This is a genomic window from Desulfatiglans sp., from assembly GCA_012513605.1.
Lineage (GTDB): Bacteria > Desulfobacterota > DSM-4660 > Desulfatiglandales > HGW-15 > JAAZBV01.
In genome coordinates this window covers 1-16,464 of sequence record JAAZBV010000021.1, presented here as the reverse complement: position 1 = coordinate 16,464, position 16,464 = coordinate 1, and the positions used below count along the sequence as shown (strand labels likewise).

Annotated in this window: 18 protein-coding genes; 10 read left to right on the top strand and 8 right to left on the bottom strand. The window is 44.3% G+C overall.

Going from position 1 to position 16,464, the window contains the following annotated elements:
- Positions 1-29: 29 nt before the first annotated feature.
- The 4 genes from GX654_02640 to GX654_02625 all read left to right on the top strand — a co-directional run bounded on the left by GX654_02640 (position 30) and on the right by GX654_02625 (position 3,759).
- Entirely contained in the window at positions 30-1,946 is a 1,917-nt protein-coding gene (locus tag GX654_02640; protein ID NLD35744.1) for a hypothetical protein, read from the top strand.
- 157 nt (positions 1,947-2,103) lie between these two features.
- Positions 2,104-2,820 (top strand): hypothetical protein, encoded by a 717-nt coding sequence (locus GX654_02635; GenBank protein NLD35743.1) that lies wholly within the window; start codon positions 2,104-2,106, stop codon positions 2,818-2,820.
- A gap of 216 nt (positions 2,821-3,036) precedes the next feature.
- The gene (locus GX654_02630; GenBank protein ID NLD35742.1) at positions 3,037-3,258 is read left to right on the top strand and encodes a hypothetical protein; all 222 of its coding nucleotides are present in this window, start codon (positions 3,037-3,039) and stop codon (positions 3,256-3,258) included.
- A 57-nt stretch (positions 3,259-3,315) separates the two neighbouring features.
- Positions 3,316-3,759 (top strand): hypothetical protein, encoded by a 444-nt coding sequence (locus GX654_02625; protein NLD35741.1) that lies wholly within the window; start codon positions 3,316-3,318, stop codon positions 3,757-3,759.
- 2 nt (positions 3,760-3,761) lie between these two features.
- Here GX654_02625 and pspF read toward each other — a convergent pair whose 3' ends face one another.
- Positions 3,762-4,805: a phage shock protein operon transcriptional activator gene (pspF, locus tag GX654_02620; GenBank protein NLD35740.1), complete on the bottom strand. Its 1,044-nt coding sequence runs from the start codon at positions 4,803-4,805 to the stop codon at positions 3,762-3,764.
- A gap of 220 nt (positions 4,806-5,025) precedes the next feature.
- Here pspF and pspA point away from each other — a divergent pair, with 220 nt between their 5' ends.
- From pspA to pspC, 4 genes are all read left to right on the top strand, one after another.
- A complete protein-coding gene (pspA, locus tag GX654_02615) occupies positions 5,026-5,694 on the top strand; it encodes a phage shock protein PspA (protein NLD35739.1) in 669 nt (222 codons plus the stop codon).
- A 103-nt stretch (positions 5,695-5,797) separates the two neighbouring features.
- Positions 5,798-6,019 carry a hypothetical protein gene (locus GX654_02610; protein ID NLD35738.1) on the top strand — a complete coding sequence of 74 codons (222 nt, stop codon included), beginning with the start codon at positions 5,798-5,800 and terminating at the stop codon, positions 6,017-6,019.
- A gap of 34 nt (positions 6,020-6,053) precedes the next feature.
- The gene (locus GX654_02605; protein ID NLD35737.1) at positions 6,054-6,305 is read left to right on the top strand and encodes a phage-shock protein; all 252 of its coding nucleotides are present in this window, start codon (positions 6,054-6,056) and stop codon (positions 6,303-6,305) included.
- Positions 6,302-6,760 (top strand): envelope stress response membrane protein PspC, encoded by a 459-nt coding sequence (gene pspC, locus GX654_02600; protein NLD35736.1) that lies wholly within the window; start codon positions 6,302-6,304, stop codon positions 6,758-6,760. The genes GX654_02605 and pspC overlap by 4 nt, the downstream gene beginning before the upstream one ends.
- 2 nt (positions 6,761-6,762) lie before the next feature.
- Here pspC and rlmB read toward each other — a convergent pair whose 3' ends face one another.
- The 6 genes from rlmB to rfaE1 are packed head-to-tail and all read right to left on the bottom strand — an operon-like array spanning position 6,763 to position 10,871.
- Entirely contained in the window at positions 6,763-7,521 is a 759-nt protein-coding gene (rlmB, locus tag GX654_02595; protein NLD35735.1) for a 23S rRNA (guanosine(2251)-2'-O)-methyltransferase RlmB, read from the bottom strand.
- 17 nt (positions 7,522-7,538) lie between these two features.
- On the bottom strand, positions 7,539-8,141 hold the full coding sequence (gene gmk / locus GX654_02590) for a guanylate kinase (protein ID NLD35734.1): 603 nt from the start codon (positions 8,139-8,141) through the stop codon (positions 7,539-7,541).
- Positions 8,138-8,422: a DUF370 domain-containing protein gene (locus GX654_02585; protein ID NLD35733.1), complete on the bottom strand. Its 285-nt coding sequence runs from the start codon at positions 8,420-8,422 to the stop codon at positions 8,138-8,140. Before GX654_02585 ends, gmk begins: the two co-directional genes overlap by 4 nt.
- A 12-nt stretch (positions 8,423-8,434) precedes the next feature.
- Positions 8,435-9,313 carry a YicC family protein gene (locus GX654_02580; protein ID NLD35732.1) on the bottom strand — a complete coding sequence of 293 codons (879 nt, stop codon included), beginning with the start codon at positions 9,311-9,313 and terminating at the stop codon, positions 8,435-8,437.
- Positions 9,314-9,315: 2 nt separating this feature from the next.
- Positions 9,316-9,849 carry a DUF4416 family protein gene (locus GX654_02575; protein NLD35731.1) on the bottom strand — a complete coding sequence of 178 codons (534 nt, stop codon included), beginning with the start codon at positions 9,847-9,849 and terminating at the stop codon, positions 9,316-9,318.
- Complete coding sequence (gene rfaE1 / locus GX654_02570; GenBank protein ID NLD35730.1) at positions 9,849-10,871, bottom strand: D-glycero-beta-D-manno-heptose-7-phosphate kinase; 1,023 nt, start codon at positions 10,869-10,871, stop codon at positions 9,849-9,851. The genes GX654_02575 and rfaE1 overlap by 1 nt, the downstream gene beginning before the upstream one ends.
- A 221-nt stretch (positions 10,872-11,092) precedes the next feature.
- Here rfaE1 and trkA point away from each other — a divergent pair, with 221 nt between their 5' ends.
- Together trkA and GX654_02560 are read left to right on the top strand one after the other, a co-directional pair.
- A complete protein-coding gene (gene trkA, locus GX654_02565; protein NLD35729.1) occupies positions 11,093-12,451 on the top strand; it encodes a Trk system potassium transporter TrkA in 1,359 nt (452 codons plus the stop codon).
- Positions 12,451-13,899, top strand: a complete 1,449-nt coding sequence (locus tag GX654_02560; protein NLD35728.1) for a TrkH family potassium uptake protein — start codon at positions 12,451-12,453, stop codon at positions 13,897-13,899. The genes trkA and GX654_02560 overlap by 1 nt, the downstream gene beginning before the upstream one ends.
- A 152-nt stretch (positions 13,900-14,051) precedes the next feature.
- Here the strand turns inward: GX654_02560 and GX654_02555 are convergent, their stop codons facing one another.
- A complete protein-coding gene (locus tag GX654_02555; GenBank protein ID NLD35727.1) occupies positions 14,052-16,151 on the bottom strand; it encodes an FAD-dependent oxidoreductase in 2,100 nt (699 codons plus the stop codon).
- Positions 16,152-16,464 lie beyond the last annotated feature (313 nt).

Sequence of the window (16,464 nt, the reverse complement as noted above, 5' to 3'; positions counted from 1 at the left end):
TAGACAATATTGACGGTATTGCAGCCCTAATGTGGGCCTCCCAAAAGGGGCATCTTGAGGTAGTAAAACAGTTAATTGGTAAAGGAGTTGATGTAAACAGCAGAAGAAAAACAGACGGCGTCACTGCCCTTATGCTTGCATCCCAGGGAGGGCACAGGGATATTGTAGAATTTCTCATCTCGAAAGACGCTGATGTAAGGACGAAAAACAGATTTAACGGAGGTTCAGCCCTCTGGATAGCTGCTCAAAACGGGTATGCTGACATTGTAAAGATACTTTTGGAAAACGGGGCAAAGGCCAACGTCAAAAACAGGGAAGGGGCAAATGAAGAGTTACCACTGGATGGTATTGAGAGAGAAAAGACCCCGGAAGAAGAGAGAGTTGAGCTCCGTACAAGGTCAATCGCCCAACTCCAAATGAACTATTTCAAGGCGGAAGATGATTTAAAAATAATTGTCCGTTTATTAGACGAATCATATAATGCGGCTGTAAGGGAGGAATGGGGAAAAATCGATAAATTCCTTGATCAAAAAGAGAATGAAGTAATGGCCGTAATGGGGGTTGGTTCGGCCCTCTGGATAGCATCCTTCAATGGTCACACGGATGTTGTAAAGATCCTCATTGAAAACCATGCGGATGTAAATTCACCAGGCTCCAATGGAATGACCGCTCTATGGGCTTCGGCCCGGAACGGGCATACTGATACTGTTGAACTTCTGATACAAAATGACGCAAACGTTAATAAAAAGGATCGTGACTTCACCGCTCCCATCTGGATAGCAGCGCAAAACGGGCATACAGACATTGTTAAGCTCCTTATAGAAAATGAGGCAGAGGTAAATCATTTTTCAAATTCCCAATGGATGACACCTCTCTCAGCCGCTTCAGAGAATGGACATTATGAAATAGTAAAGCTCCTGGTTGAAAACAATGCCAGAATAGATATTCCAACAATAGATGGGACAACAGCAATATGGCTGGCATTAAATAACGGCCATGAGCAGGTTGCAACGTATCTCTGTGAAAAAGGGGCCGCCATTAACGGTGTATCAAATTTTCTGCGGGAGACACCGCTCATGATGGCGTCAAAGCATGGCATGACCGGCCTTGTCAAAAGTCTTCTGGAAAGAGGCGCCCGGGTCAATGTTAAAACACCATATGGTATAACAGCTCTTATGTGGGCACTGGAAAAGATGCACATGGAGATAGTCAGGCTTCTTATAGAGCATGGCGCAGATGTAAATGCAAAACTTTATGACGGAACAACAGCCCTCATGCTGGCCGTAAACCAGGGGGATCTGGACCTTGTTAAATTCCTGGTACAAAAGGGGGCGGATATAAATGCAAAGGCAAAGGATGGTACAACTGCATTGTGGAATGCCCTTATAGGGAGTCACGGACCCATACTGAGGTTCCTTATTGATAATGGAGCAGAAGTTGAAGTGCGCAACAAGACTAATGGAGCGACTATCCTGATGGTTGCATCTGAAATTGGTGATCGTGAGGTAGTGGATATCCTTATTGAAAAAGGTGCCCAGGTTAACCAGAGAGCAAAAGACGGTATAACTGCCCTCTGGATAGCCGCCCAGGAGGGGCATATTGATGTAGTTAAACTCCTTTTTGAAAAGGGCGCAGAATTGAACCCCATAAGGAATGACGGCAGAACGGCCCTCTGGATGGCAGCCCAGAACGGGCGTACGGGTACTGTAAAATATCTTGTAGAAATGGGGGCAGAGACTGACATCAGGGCAAAGGACGGCTCTATCGCGCTTATGACTGCAGCCCAGAACGGACATAGTGAAATAGTAAAATGCCTGTGTGAGTGGGGCTCGGACATGAACGCTGTAATGGTTATTGAAGATAAACCATATACAGCCCTCACCCTCGCAGAAAGAAACGGGTGGAAGGATATTGTAGGCCTACTTGAGGGCATAGGCGCTAACTAGTGTCCATCCAGAAAGAGACAAATTCTGGATGGGGCTTTCAGCTGTCAGCTAACTCTTTGGTTTAAAAGTCTTTTGCTGAAAGCTGAATGCTGATGGCTGACCGCTCAGATTCAAAAACGTCAGTTTCTGGATGGACACTAACTAACAGGGGATTAAAATGAAAATAAGATTATACCTAATGCTTTTGTTATCAGTTATCCTGCTTCAAAGCTGCGCAGGCAGTCACAAAATAAAAACAGTCGCAATGCCCTCTTTAATGCAAAAGGTGGATTACGAAGGCACTGTTATTTCCGAAAAAAAACACACAGTAACTCTTGCTCACTACACAAAGTTCAAACATGTAAAGAATAAGATTATCTTCAACCTTCTTGTAAGGAACAAGGGCAGAAAACCTCTTAGTATGAATAATGAGAATATATCAATGGAATTCAGGGGAAAAGATGTAGTTATAGCTCCAAAAAAACTGGAGATTCAACCTCTTGAGGATTTTATGAAAGACCTTGAAAATGACTATTTTCATGCAGATATCAGGATAATTTCCAGCATGTTCTCAAACATAGAACGTACAGCCGACAGAATTGAAGAGGTGCAGATGATACACCCAGAGGCTGCTGAAGTCATAGCAGAAATGTGGGCCCCTAAATTTTTATCATCGGCAGACGACCTTGAAGAGACTATTAGAGTCTATGAGCAGTTCGAAGAAATTGTTCCATCCCTTGTCTTTAAACCGCAGGAGGTAATGCCCGGCAGTACTGTAACCGGACTTATAGTATACAATACAGGTGATATAGATGAGAAAGCGGAAGGGGAGTTCAATATTGTTATCAGGGTTGAGGGAGAGGAGCACAGGTTTGTCTTCAGCCGCAGTATGTAAAGTAAAGAGTGCGATTTAGAGGCGATGAGGCTTGTGAAGATCATGCCCCTCTAGGCCCCAGGAATAAAACAGGGGATTAAAATACGGGGTCGTCATTCAGTGGAGATACCTTTTATACTAAAGTAGTGTCCATCCAGAAAGAGTCAAATTCTGGATGGGGCTTTCAGCTTTAAGCGGTCAGCGATCGGAATCAGGTAGAAGGGGCTTTCTCTTGCATTGAACAGCAAAGGGGTTGTTTCGCTCCCTGAGCAGGTCACCATGAATATCTCCTCTATGGGTATTGAGGGGGGCAGGGCTGTTCTTGACATAGAGATATTAAGGGGCGGGAGCCGGATTATACAGACAGTAATGAAGCTCAGAAACAACAGCAGTATAAACATAGGCGGCCCTGAATATAAAGGCGGTAACCTCCTCTTTAATATCTTTGCCTCTTTTTGAGTTTTTGATCTCCTGCGGTGTCGGTATAAATAAACAACACCTAAGGAGGTTAATAGAATGAAAACAAAATCCAAATATTTAATCGTTATCATATCTATACTTACGCTTGCATTAACCGCAGGTCCAGCATCAGCGAGGAGACATCATCATCGTGATCATGACCGGTTGAAGGGTGTTGCTATTGGTGTTGGTGCGGCAATACTGGCAACTGCTTTAATCAACAGCGCAAGGGATTATTCGTACAGGGCGCCTGAGCCCCGCTATGTTCCACCGCCACCTCCCCAGGAATACAGGCAACAGGGCGGACACTGGGAAATAAGAAGGCAATGGATTTCTCCAACCTATAAAACAGTCTGGAACCCTGCCCATTACGATAACAGTGGTGTCTGGGTGGATGGCGCATGGATAAAGGTAATTGATAAGCCCGGTTACTGGACAGAGAACAGGATCTGGGTTAGTGCAACTGTGTCAGACCACTGGGTAGGTCGAGGTCAATACTGATATCAGTCTATGCTCCCATGCAGTTTCCGGTAAAGCCCCCTGAACTGGTGGTATGTGATGCCCAGCTTCTTGGCAGCAATCTTCTGATTATGTTTTGCTGATACAAGGGCATTGTTTATCAGTTGTATCTGAAGATCATTAATCGCTTCAGGAAGGGTCTTATCGGAAAACAGATCTAATGCAGGAGACTTACTGACAGGTTCTTCCCTCTTTTCTTCAGCATCATAATCCCCATCATCAACATATGGTGATAAAAAGGGGTCAAAATTAATGTCTGAGATCACTGTCGAACTGGACCTGTACACGGCCCTTTCAACAAGGTTTTTAAGCTCCCTCACGTTTCCGGGCCAGTCATAATTTTCCAGTGCCTTTATCGCCTCCAGGCTGAATCTGGGGATACCCTCTCTTTCAAGCTCATAGGCCATCCTGGATGCAAAGTGATTTGCAAGAAGCATGATGTCCTCCTTTCTCTCTCTTAAAGGAGGAAGGAAGAGCACCTCAAATGAGAGCCTGTCCAGAAGATCCCTCTTGAATTTCCCCTGTGATACCATGCGTATGAGGTCTGCGTTTGTAGCGGCTATGATCCTTACATCAACCTCAATGGCTGCCGAATCTCCGACCCTTTCAAACTGTCCGTATTCCACAACCCTGAGTATTTTCTCCTGTACCTCCATGGGGATGGTTCCTATCTCGTCTAAAAACAGTGTTCCCCCATCAGCCGCCTCAAACCTGCCTGACCTGCGCTGGTTTGCGCCTGTAAATGCACCCTTTTCATAACCGAACAGCTCAGACTCAATAAGTGTAGGGTTCAGGGCTGAGCAGTTCAGGGCTATAAAAGGCCCCTGCCATCGTTTTGAAAGATAGTGCAATCTTGATGCAGCAAGCTCCTTCCCAGTGCCCCTTTCCCCAAGAAGCAGGACAGGCCTGTTAATGGGTGCCACCCTGGCGAGCAGCTCCTGGAACTCAAGGAATTTTTCAGATTGACCAAGCGCCTCATTGGTTTTTACGGGTGGTTTTCCGGCTACCCTCTGTCTGGCAAGTACCATGATGAATCCTTTCAGTATAATGATGCGGTTGACTGGTTTTGAGAAGGCAAAAAAACCAATTGATGGTTTTTTTAGCTAATTGGTGGGGGATACTACCACTGGCCAGTTCTGCTGTCAAGCTGGTAATTTATTGAAATTTCAACGATATTTAATTTTTTATGGGTTTGGCATGGATCATGCTCATGATAAAGACAAAACCATAAACCGAGGAGGATTTAATATGGGAATTTTTACAAGATTCAGGGATATTGTGAACTCTAACATTAATGCGATGCTTGATAAGGCAGAAGACCCGGAGAAACTTATAAAACTGATGATACGTGAAATGGAAGACACACTGGTGGAGCTCAAGGCCTCTTGTGCCGGTGTTATGGCTGGCAGTAAAAAGATTGAAAGGAATATATCAGAGGTAAAGGGCCGAGTGGATTACTGGGCAGAAAAGGCTCCCCTTGCGGTAAGCAAAGGACGTGATGATCTGGCAAGAGAGGCGCTCATCCAGAAAAAGAAGTATGCTGAAAGGGTTGCTGCACTTGAGGCTGAACTAAAGGAGCATGAGGCACTTATTGATGAATACCAGAATGATATACGCCAGCTTGAGGATAAGCTTGCTTCTGCCAGGGAAAAGCAGCGTATGCTTGTTCAGAGGCACATACATGCGACCAGGAAGAGAAAGGCACAGGAAGATATCAGACGGGTAGAATCCAGTGATGCAATCTTTCGCTTTGATGACCTTGAAAACAGGATAGAGCGTATAGAATCAGAGGCAGACCTTGTAAACTATGGAAAGAGCAGCGCCCTTGAGACGGAATTTGAAGAGCTTGGCCTTGATGATGAGATTGAAAAGGAGCTGAGTGCGCTTAAGAATTCAAAGGCACAGAAGGAAGTATAGTCATTTTAAGGTGAAGGTTCTGTCTTTATTGAAAAAAACTTTTATCAGGTATATTGTCTTTTAATGTTATTGATATCACTGGAAATTGAAAGGAGATAAAGAGGTGCAATTCTTTGGCAGTATATTCGGTTTTATTATCATAATTGTGGTTTTGGGTATAACCGGTGATATCATCAAAAGATGGATGAAGTCAAAAGAGAGAAATATACCGGATGAAATGCTTAACGGTTATGATGCAAGGCTGAAGAGGCTTGAAGAGCGCATGTCAAACCTTGAGACAATAGTCCTGGAGCATGAAAGAGATAAAAAGTTTTCGTCACTCTAATTTTTGAAATTTATTATCAGGAAGGTAACATTGTATGGGGGCTCTTGAGGCAGTAGTCGTACTGGGAATCGTGTTAATTTTCTTTGTGGTGATATGCAGTACCATTGTAATTATGGTTAAAATGCTTAAGGGCGGTGCTTCATCAAAAGGGCAGAAGGCCAATGGTGATGAGGCAAGGATGATTCAGGAGATATACCAGGGGCTAGCCAGGATGGAAGAACGCGTTGAGTCCCTTGAAACCATTCTTATGGAAAGGGAAAGAGCAAGAAAGGAAAATAACAAATGAGAGGGTATGACAGATACAGATATCATAGAGACAGGGGGGCTGGATTTATGAAAGCGCATTTTTCAAGGGATCGTTTTGAAGGGATGTTTGGTGGAGGGTTGTACCGTTCACGTAATGGCGCAATAATGGGTGTATGCCGCGGTATAGCAGAACACTTTGACCTTTCTGTGTTCTGGGTGCGGTTTTTTACCATATTACTCTTTGTCTTTACCGGTTTCTGGCCAACCGGGATAATCTATTTTGTACTGGCATTTTTACTGAAGCCTGAGCCTGTTGTGCCGATCAGTAACATGGATGAGCAGGAGTTTTATGACAGCTATTTAAGGTCAAAAGAGATGGCAACTGATCGCATAAAGAGGCGTTACAGCAGCCTTGAAAGGCGGCTCCAGAGGCTTGAACATGCTGTTACAACCCCTGAATTTGATTGGGAGAGCAGACTTAACAATAACCAGTAATTTTATATGGCATTTTGCTTTTGTCTCATTATCTCTGAAATGACCACACCTGCTGCCACAGATACATTCAGAGCATGGATCTTTCCGCTTGATGGGATGTTGAGTGTCTGGTGGCAGCGTTTAAATATCACCGGGCTGATCCCCTTTTCTTCGTTACCTAGAATAAGAAGAATATCTCCATTAAATTTAAAATCATAAATGGTCTCTTTACCATCGCCTGATGTGCCTATGATCCAGAATCCCGCTTCATCAAGCTGCTCTATTGCCCTGCCAAGGTTTACCACAAGCGAGACAGGCACATGATTATAACCGCCTGAAGAGCGTTTCATTACTGCCCCTGACACTTTTGCTGAACGATCCTTTGGTATGATGACACCGTTCACGCCGAAAAAGGCGGCTGTCCTGATGATTGCGCCAAGGTTGCCTTCATCAGTGATGTGGTCTATCGCAAGAAAGAGTCTTTTTCCCTTTAAACTGCTGGATGAATTTATCAGGTCTGTTAACTCGGTATAATTAAAACCCTCAGTAAGCGCCGTTATCCCCTGATGATTTGTATTGGGCAGCACCATATTAAGGGTTGCATTATCCTTTTCAAACACAGGTATATTGTGCTTCTCCGCAAGCGCTATGAGCTCTTTGATCCTCTGGGATGTTTTTTCCTGATCCACCCATATCTCAGCAATGCTGTTTCTATTGTTTAAGATGGCCTCTTTAACACTGTGAATCCCAGGGATAAACTGGATCTGATTATTTTTTTGCATGGGTTCTTCGGCCCTGTTTATAAATGTAATCTCGCTTCAACGTCTGACAGTATCCGGGTCTTTGAACACCTGTCTGCCAGTATTACAGCCTCAAGCGCCTTTGTGGCTATTTCAAGGTCATCGTTAACAATCAGGTAATCATACCAGCGACAATTTGATAGCTCTTTAGAGGCAAGGGCTATCCTTTTTGTAAGGGCCTCTGCGCTGTCAGTTGCCCTTTCCCTTAAACGCTGCTCAAGTAGCTCCCTTGAAGGGGGCAGGATGAATATCAGGGTAGAATCATCAATCTTCTCTTTAATATTTTTCGCCCCCTGTATGTCAATATCAAGGATGATATCCTGACCCGCGTTCAGTTTGTCGGAAAGTGTGCTATAGGATGTCCCGTAATAATCATCGTAAACCAAAGCCCACTCTACAAAGGCATTACTATTGATCATCTCCCTGAACTTATCTTTATCGACAAAAAAATAGTCTTTGCCATCCTTTTCACCTGCACGGGGCGCTCTGGTAGTGTGGGAGACAGAGTAGCCAATGTCAACGATCCTCTCCCTCACACCCCTGATCAGGGTAGATTTACCGGCGCCTGAAGGGCCTGATATGACAAATATCCTGCCTTTCATATCTCCTCTTCCGGCTCCAGTTCATCCTTGCTAAGGATCAGGTCAGGGCTGAATCTCTGTGCAATGGTCTCAGACTGGATAGCAGATAGTATTACATGATTGCTGTCGGTTATTATAACAGACCTTGTCTTTCTTCCCTGGGTTGCGTCAATGAGCCTTCTATCTTCCTTGGCCTCATCCCTCAACCTTTTTATTGGCGCAGCATTTGGTGATATGATGGCCACGACCCTCCTTGAGACAATTGAATTGCCAAAACCCACATTGACCAGTTTCTGAGTCATTATTTATCTCCCTTATTCTATGTTCTGTATCTGCTCTCTGATTTTTTCCAGCTCAGCCTTTACCTCAACGGCACAGGTTGAAATGATGCTGTCAGATGCCTTGGAACTGATTGTGTTTATCTCACGATTTAATTCCTGTATCAGGAAATCAAGTCTCCTGCCGACTGAATCATCCATCTCCATATATGTGTGAAACTGCTTTAGATGACTTCCTGCCCTCACGATCTCTTCGGTTATATCACACCTCCCTGCAAAAAGGGCTACCTCCTGGGCAAGCCGGGCTTCATCAATCTCAAGCCCTTCAGCTATAACCTCTATACGGTTTTTCAGTTTTTCTTTGTATTCTGTGACAACAGATGGTGCCCTTTCCTCTATCTTTAAAAAATAGCCCTTGATAAGGGCGAGCCTTTTATCAAGATCATCTGCAAGGGCCTTTCCTTCATTTGTTCTCATGATTTCAAGTGAGTCAAGAGTATGGCCTATAAGTTTTGAAATGGCGCTCTTTAACTCTTCGGGGTCAGGCTCTGCTGTTTTCTCTATTATTGCATCTCTGATCTGTAAAAAGAATTCAGGCTTAATCCTTTCATCTGTGCCAAATTCCCTGTTGATCTCATTAAATATTTTACTATAGGCATCAAGCAGGGGCCGGTTAAGCTCAAGGTTGCAGGTTGTCTCATCACCCGCGGTTATCTGCATAGATACCTCGACCCTACCCCTTTTTATCCTGTCAGATATCTCTGCCCTGATAAACTCCTCATACACCTGCAATGTGGCGGGCAGCCTGAGAATGATATCCCTGTAACGATTGTTTAACGTCTTTATCTCAGCAGTAAGCAGGTTATTGCCAAGTTCAAGATCGCTTCTGCCATAGGCTGTCATACTCTTTAACATAATTATCCTTCTATTCCCCTTAGCTGATTTTTATATTTTTCACGTTCAATATTAAAAAACCCGATAGATTCTGCATCAGCATAATCCCTGTATGACCATTCAAGGGCTTTAAACGTGCCCTTGTTAAATACCAGTGTAAGGTCTGCATATATGCCTTTGGAAAGATATATCCTGTGTGTATAGTTCTTGCCTGTTGCAAGCACGAGTCTTTCAAGGCAGATGTAACCCGGGTCTATGTTTATCCGCCTTTTACCGCTCTCTGTGTATCTCTCTTCAATAGCGTTTGAGATCAGTTTTCTATCCACAAGCCCTTCAGGGGATATAAGATCCCTGAATGTTACAAAACGGCGGTACAGGGGCCAGCCCATCTCTTTTTCATAATATCTTGTGCGGTCAAACATGAGCCAGGGGGTAATAACATCAACAGCGCCAAATGCCTCTTTAAGTTCGATAATAACCTGATCTATCAACTCCTGCTCAGCAGAAAAGAGGCTTGTTATAAGTTTTACCCTGTCTGATTCTCTCGGTGTGCTCATCAGTGATTAGACCTTTGTTTTTTATGGCCTCTTATGGCCTCTTTGAGCTGCGTTGCGGTAACTGTTGATGTGCCAACCTCGCCCACCACTATGCCTGACGCAAAGTTTGAGACAAAGGCAGCTGATTCTTTTATCATCCCTGATGCAAGCCCAAGGGATAATGTGCTTATCACTGTGTCACCTGCGCCTGATACATCAAAGACCTTCTGTGCAACTGTGGGTATATGGCATGGCTCTGCGTCTGCTTCAAAAAGGGTCATGCCGTCTTTACCCTGGGTAATAAGCACAGACCGGCATTTAAGCTTATCAAGGATATATTCACCTGCACGAATAAGAGAATCATCATCTGTTATTTCAAAACCGCAGAATCTTCCGGCCTCATGATGATTGGGGGTAATGATGTCAACCCCTTTGTAATACCTGAAATTTTCAGGCTTAGGATCAACTGCAACAACAATATCCGAACCGGTAACGATCTCTTTAACCGCCTTTATCATGTGTGATGTAACAACACCCTTCCCATAATCGGAGATAATAATAGCGTTGATACCATTCAGATACTCTTCTATTGACTTGAGAAGTCTTTTCATTATGGCCTGATCTATTGGCCTTTTTGTCTCCCTGTCAAACCTTACGACCTGCTGGTTTCTTGCAACAACCCTTGTCTTGATGCTGGTTTGCCTTGTGTTGTCTACAATTATTCCTTTTGTGCTGATGCCAAGTTCGCTGATCCGGTTAATGAGGTGACCGCCATATTCATCATCTCCGACCACACCGTAGATTATGCATTTGCCTCCAAGTGAATGAATATTGTTCAATACATTTGTAGCACCGCCGAGCCTTTTTGTCTCGCTGGTAACATCTACAACCGGCACCGGGGCCTCGGGTGAAATCCGGGCAACATCACCCCATACATATTCATCAAGGATTATATCCCCTATTATCATGACCCTGCTTAAAGGGAATCTGTTTATATATCCTATCAGTTCTTTATTGGAGTATTTCCCGTTTATGCTGCGCATAATATTCTCATATTGCTTTGTTGTAATTATTTAATATTATTAAAAATTATGATTAATCATAAGGCCGGTAAATTATCATCATGTTGAAATCTTGTCCATAAAAATTCTAAAAACCTGCTGAATTATTGGCTATTCTCCCGGTGTTTGAAGACTATTGACATACTTTAACGCCTGAACTAAATATTACTGGTAATTAATCATATCAAAAGAGGCTCTTTTCATTGAAGATAATAATAGTAGGGGCAGGTGAGGTCGGTTTCCATTGCGCCCAGAAGCTCTCCGAGGAGGGGCAGGATGTTGTGCTTATTGATAAGGATCCTGCAAAGATAAAACAGCTCACTGATAATCTTGATGTCCAGGCCGTAATAGGTTCCGGCACAAGCCCCGGCACACTTAAAACAGCGGGCATAGTTGATGCGGACATGCTTGTGGCGGCTACTGACAGCGATGAGGCAAACCTGATAGCATGCCTTCTGGCAAGAAATCTCAATAGATACATATTGAAGGTAGCGAGGGTAAGAAACAGGGAATACCTTGATGAAAAGGAGCTTTTCGGCGAAGAGTTGCTGGGGGTTGACCAGATTATCAACCCTGAAACCGCAATGGTTGAGACAATAATGAACCTGATGACAGTGCCCGGGGCATCAGATGTAATAAATTTTGTGGATGGCAAGGTCAAACTTATAGGCTTTACAATCAGGAAGGATTCACATCTTGCAGGCCGCCAGCTTTCCACGTTAAGCAATTCATATGGTAATCTGCTTATCGGCGCAATAATCAGGGATGAAAAGGTGCTCATCCCTCAGGGTAAAGACACAATACAGACAGGTGACCTCCTCTACATGGTTATAAAGGCGGATGAGATCAGCAGGGCATATAATTTTCTTGGTATAGTTGATAAAGAGGTAAAAGATATCATGATAACCGGGGGAGGGGAGACAGGTCTTGCCCTGGGAAAGTCACTGGAGGGTACAAGGCTTCATACAAAGATAATAGAAAAAGACAGCCCCAGATGCACATTCCTGTCAGAACAGCTTGAAAAGGCTGTTATCATATGCGGTGACGGTACAGATAAGGATCTTCTCTTTGAAGAGAATATAGGGGAAATGGATTTTCTGATGGCCCTTACAGGTGATGAAGAGAACAATGTCCTGATGTCGCTTCTTGCCAGAGAGATGGGTGTGAAGAAGATTATAACCAGGATAAGCAAGCTCAGTTATATACCCCTTGTATCTGCAATCGGTATTGACACGGTTGTAAGCCCGAGGCTCTCAGCTGTACGGGCTATCCTTCAGTATATAAGAAAGGGGAAGGTTATATCGGTCGCTCCACTTAAGGGCGAGCATGCAGAGGCCATTGAGGTAGAGGCTCTTGAAACATCCGATATCGTAGACAGACCGATATCACAGATAAAATTTCCCAAGGGCGCCCTGGTCGGTGCAGTAATAAGGGGTGGTGAGGTTATAATACCTACAGGAAGCACAGTGATACAGAGTAATGACCGGCTAATCTTTTTTGCGCTTAAGGAGGTTGTGCCGAAGCTGGAAAAACTCCTCACCGTTAAACTGGACTATTTCTGATGAACCCGAACAGTGTTTTAAGATTTACAGGCATACTTATTATTTTTCTTGGCGCCTCCATGTGTCTTCCGCTCGGGGTCTCCCTGCTTGATGGTGATGGAAGCAGTCATGCCCTTGCATGGTCTATGTTCATTACCGTTGGTTCTGGTATCCTGATGTTACTGAGCACCAAAAAAAACAGGGTTGTGCATCTGAGCCACAGGGATGGCGTGGCGATCGTAACCTTCGGGTGGCTGGCCGCAGGGCTTTTTGGTGCATTACCATTTGTTATTTCAGGGGCTATTCCTGATTTTTCATCTGCCTGCTTTGAATCTGTTTCAGGGTTTACTACAACCGGTGCAACGGTTTTACAGAATATAGAGGGAGTTTCGCCCGGGATCATTCTCTGGCGAAGCCTTACCCAGTGGATCGGGGGCATGGGGATAATTGTGCTCTCGATAGCAATACTTCCATTCCTGGGTGTCGGAGGCATGCAGCTTTACAAGGCGGAGATACCAGGCCCTGTGGTGGACAAACTGAAGCCAAGGATATCTGATACCTCAAAGACACTCTGGAAGGTCTATATATTACTCACTGCGCTTCAGGTAATTTTTCTGGCTATTGGCGGCATGTCAATATTTGATTCTATAAACCATGCCTTCTGCACAATGCCATCCGGGGGGTTTTCTCCGAAAAACTTGAGTATTGGTTTTTATAACAGCGCCTACTTTGATATTGTAATTATCATTTTTATGCTCATCACCGGGATTAATTTTTCTCTTCACTACAGGTTAATATCTGACGGGCCTTTAATATACTGGAAGGACCCTGAATGCAGGGTCTTCCTCTCGATGATCGCAGCACTTACTGTACTCATCACCTTTGATCTCTATGGTACCGTCTATGAAGGCCTCTTCAGCTCTTTAAGGCATGCGGCTTTTCAGGTGAGTTCAATAATTACCACAACGGGGTTTGCCTCTACTGATTTCGAACTCTGGCCATCCCTTTCCCATATGCTACTTCTGGTCGCAATGTTCCTAGGCGGTATGGCAGGCTCCACTGCAGGCGGTATAAAAACCATGCGGGTGATGCTGCTTGTTAAGCATGGGTATCACGAGATATTCAGGGTAATTCACCCCCATGCGGTAACAACTATAAAACTTAACGGAAGGGCTGTGCCCCAGGAGACACTAAGCAGTATATGGGGGTTCTTCACCCTCTATCTCATGCTTTTTGTTGCCTCATCCATATTGATGAACATGCTCGGTCTTGACATGGTTTCTTCTTTTTCATCAGTGGCTGCATGTATTTTCAATGTTGGACCTGGCCTTGGCACTGTCGGGCCTATGGATAACTATATAGGCGTGCCGGTAATAGGCAAGTGGGTGCTGATCTTCTGCATGCTTGTAGGAAGGCTTGAGATTTATACGGTTCTTGTGCTGCTCACACCCGAGTTCTGGAGGAAATAAATTTTTCTTACTTGTCAGCATACCATGCGGCAAGCCGCATGGTATGCTGACAAGTAGAATTTTGGTACTGCATTTTGTATCAAAATGGGATCATACAAATAAAAACCCGCAGTTTTTGCTGCGGGTTTTGTATTTGGATAAATCAACGAATGCTAGATCTGGTTGCCTATTTTCCAGCCAGAACCGGTTGCCTCAGGAATGATCGCCGGGTTATCACAGTCACCAACTGCATAAAGCTCAGGTACCTTGCCCTTGAGTGATTCATACAGATCAGTGTTGGTAGTAAAACCTACTGGAAGGATACTATCTGCCGGAAGCATCTTTTCCTCGCCTTCCTTGGTCTTTATCTTCAGCCCTTCCTTTGTGATCTCTATCAGTTTTACACCACCAATAACTGTAACTCCCTTTTTCTTGAACCAGAGGAACATCCGGTTCTTGTATTCAGGGGCAAGCCATTTCCCTACATTCTCTTCATTGGGTTCAACAATGGTTACCTGACGCCCCCTTTTTGCCATGAATTCGCCAAGCTGGCATCCATGGATCATACCGCCTATTATAACAACCCTCTTACCTATGGTTTTAAAGGGGTTCCATCCGGCAGGCATCCTGAATTTACTGAAGGCATTCAGAAAGTCAGGGCTCATAAATCTGAGGGATAGCTTCAGCATGTTGTAAAGTGTTGTTGATTTAATAACATTCGGGCTGTCAAGACCTTTCACATCGGGATAAGCCGGTACAGCGCCAACAGCGACAACCACTGCATCTGCCTTTTCTTTAAGGATCATGTCCGGTGTGACTTCCTTGACCATATTGACCTTGACATTAAGCTTTTTAAGCTGGGTCTTGAAGAATGTAACTATTGAAGGTATATCCTCAAGCTCGGTGCTCTTGATGGTAGATGCCATTGGAAGATTTCCACCAAGGTAATGTCCTGCTTCATATAGTGTCACATCATGGCCCCTTGTAGCTGCTACCCTTGCGGCTTGCATACCGGCAGGACCACCACCCACTACTACAACCTTTTTCTTTTTGGGCGCCTTGTCAATTTCATATTTTGTTGTTCCGAATGCTGCATTTATACGGCACTGCCTGATCTCATTGTAGCGTTTTGCGCAGTTGTTGCAATGGGTACATGGCTGGATGTCCTCAGGACGGCCTTCCCTGATCTTGGTCGGGTAGAACGGGTCTGCAAAGAGCCTTCTGTTGAAACCGATGATATTTGCATCACCCCTCTGAAGGACCATCTCTGCATAATCAGCCGTGAATCCTGATGGAACCATGATAGTGGGTTTTGTAACCTGCCGTCTAATTCTTGCTGCTGAAGGAACATTTATAAGATCACCTTTTTTGCTCCAGTCCATTTCAGGAGCCAGAGGTCCTTCAATGCAGAATTCAGGATACCAGAGCAGGTTATGCAGATAAGAACCCTGATGGTGCCCGTGCAGGTGGTTTCTTACATGAAGGGAGTCAACGCCGGCTGCCTCATATCCCTTTGCAATCTGGATACCCTCTTCAGCGGTAATTCCCTCAGGGCCTGCGCCGAATTCATAGGCATTCATGAGTACCTGAACCGGCCAGTCTTCGCCGCAGCGTTTTTTGATCTCTCTAATAACATTAAGAACAAATCTCATCCTGTTTTCCATTGTCTGGGGGCCGTACTCATCATCACGTTTGTTCCAGAATTTGGACAGGAATGAGTGGAAAAGGTGGTCAGCACCTGCGTTGATCTCAAGCCCGTCATAACCGGCCTTTTGTACCCTGACTGCGCAGCCTGCAAAGTGATCAACCCACCACTCTATCTCCTCTTTTGTCAATGAATGTGGCGGCTCTTCCGGATGAACATCATAGGGAGATGTATAGTGTACTGCGGATGCGGCAATACGCTGTGCTATGAATTGATATTCGTGTCCCCATGGGCCGCGATGATAGAACTGGGTAAATATCTTTGCACCATGGCTGTGAACCAGATCGGTTAATTCCTTCATCTGCGGGATATATTTGTCATTATCGACCCTGAATCTGCGGTCGCCATCTTCAAGCAGGGGCCATTCCATTGCTGGTGTCTCTGTAATAATAAGACCAACACCGCCCTTTGCTACTGCCCCATAAAATGCCTTTGCTGTATCACCGACGCGTTTTTCACCTGAGTCAAAAAAATAGGTCTGAGCTGCTGTCTTTACAAACCTGTTTCTTAACTGAACCTTACCTATATGATAAGGTGAAAATAGTATTTCATATTTGTTTTCTGCCACGATTGACCTCCAAAATATTGTTTTTCAATAATATATTTTAATAAATATAGCTTTTTTCAAAAAAGGGAAATATAGAGGGGTTAGGTTAGAGTGTCAAGTTAAAATGATATATTTACCATTTTTAGTGTTGTAAACAAAACTAAAGCCTGATATTAGAGGGACAGTAAAGGTATTCTTAAGGAACGAAAGGAAGGGAGAGAAATGGAAAAATTATATACGAGTTTAACGAATGAAGGTCCTATAACCGTAACGGTTAAGGATGGCAAGGTAGTCAGGGTACAGCCTCTGATAATGGATGAGAAGGACATAAAGG

Coding starts and splice junctions, on each gene's coding strand:
- GX654_02560 (NLD35728.1), top strand. CDS start 12,451: ATGAACCCGAACAGTGTTTTAAGATTTACAGGCATACTTATTATTTTT.
- GX654_02580 (NLD35732.1), bottom strand. CDS start 9,313: ATGTTAAAGAGTATGACAGCCTATGGCAGAAGCGATCTTGAACTTGGC.
- gmk (NLD35734.1), bottom strand. CDS start 8,141: ATGAAAGGCAGGATATTTGTCATATCAGGCCCTTCAGGCGCCGGTAAA.
- GX654_02605 (NLD35737.1), top strand. CDS start 6,054: ATGGGGGCTCTTGAGGCAGTAGTCGTACTGGGAATCGTGTTAATTTTC.
- GX654_02575 (NLD35731.1), bottom strand. CDS start 9,849: ATGAGCACACCGAGAGAATCAGACAGGGTAAAACTTATAACAAGCCTC.
- GX654_02640 (NLD35744.1), top strand. CDS start 30: ATGTGGGCCTCCCAAAAGGGGCATCTTGAGGTAGTAAAACAGTTAATT.
- GX654_02625 (NLD35741.1), top strand. CDS start 3,316: ATGAAAACAAAATCCAAATATTTAATCGTTATCATATCTATACTTACG.
- rfaE1 (NLD35730.1), bottom strand. CDS start 10,871: ATGCGCAGCATAAACGGGAAATACTCCAATAAAGAACTGATAGGATAT.
- rlmB (NLD35735.1), bottom strand. CDS start 7,521: ATGCAAAAAAATAATCAGATCCAGTTTATCCCTGGGATTCACAGTGTT.
- pspA (NLD35739.1), top strand. CDS start 5,026: ATGGGAATTTTTACAAGATTCAGGGATATTGTGAACTCTAACATTAAT.
- GX654_02635 (NLD35743.1), top strand. CDS start 2,104: ATGAAAATAAGATTATACCTAATGCTTTTGTTATCAGTTATCCTGCTT.
- pspC (NLD35736.1), top strand. CDS start 6,302: ATGAGAGGGTATGACAGATACAGATATCATAGAGACAGGGGGGCTGGA.
- GX654_02585 (NLD35733.1), bottom strand. CDS start 8,422: ATGACTCAGAAACTGGTCAATGTGGGTTTTGGCAATTCAATTGTCTCA.
- pspF (NLD35740.1), bottom strand. CDS start 4,805: ATGGTACTTGCCAGACAGAGGGTAGCCGGAAAACCACCCGTAAAAACC.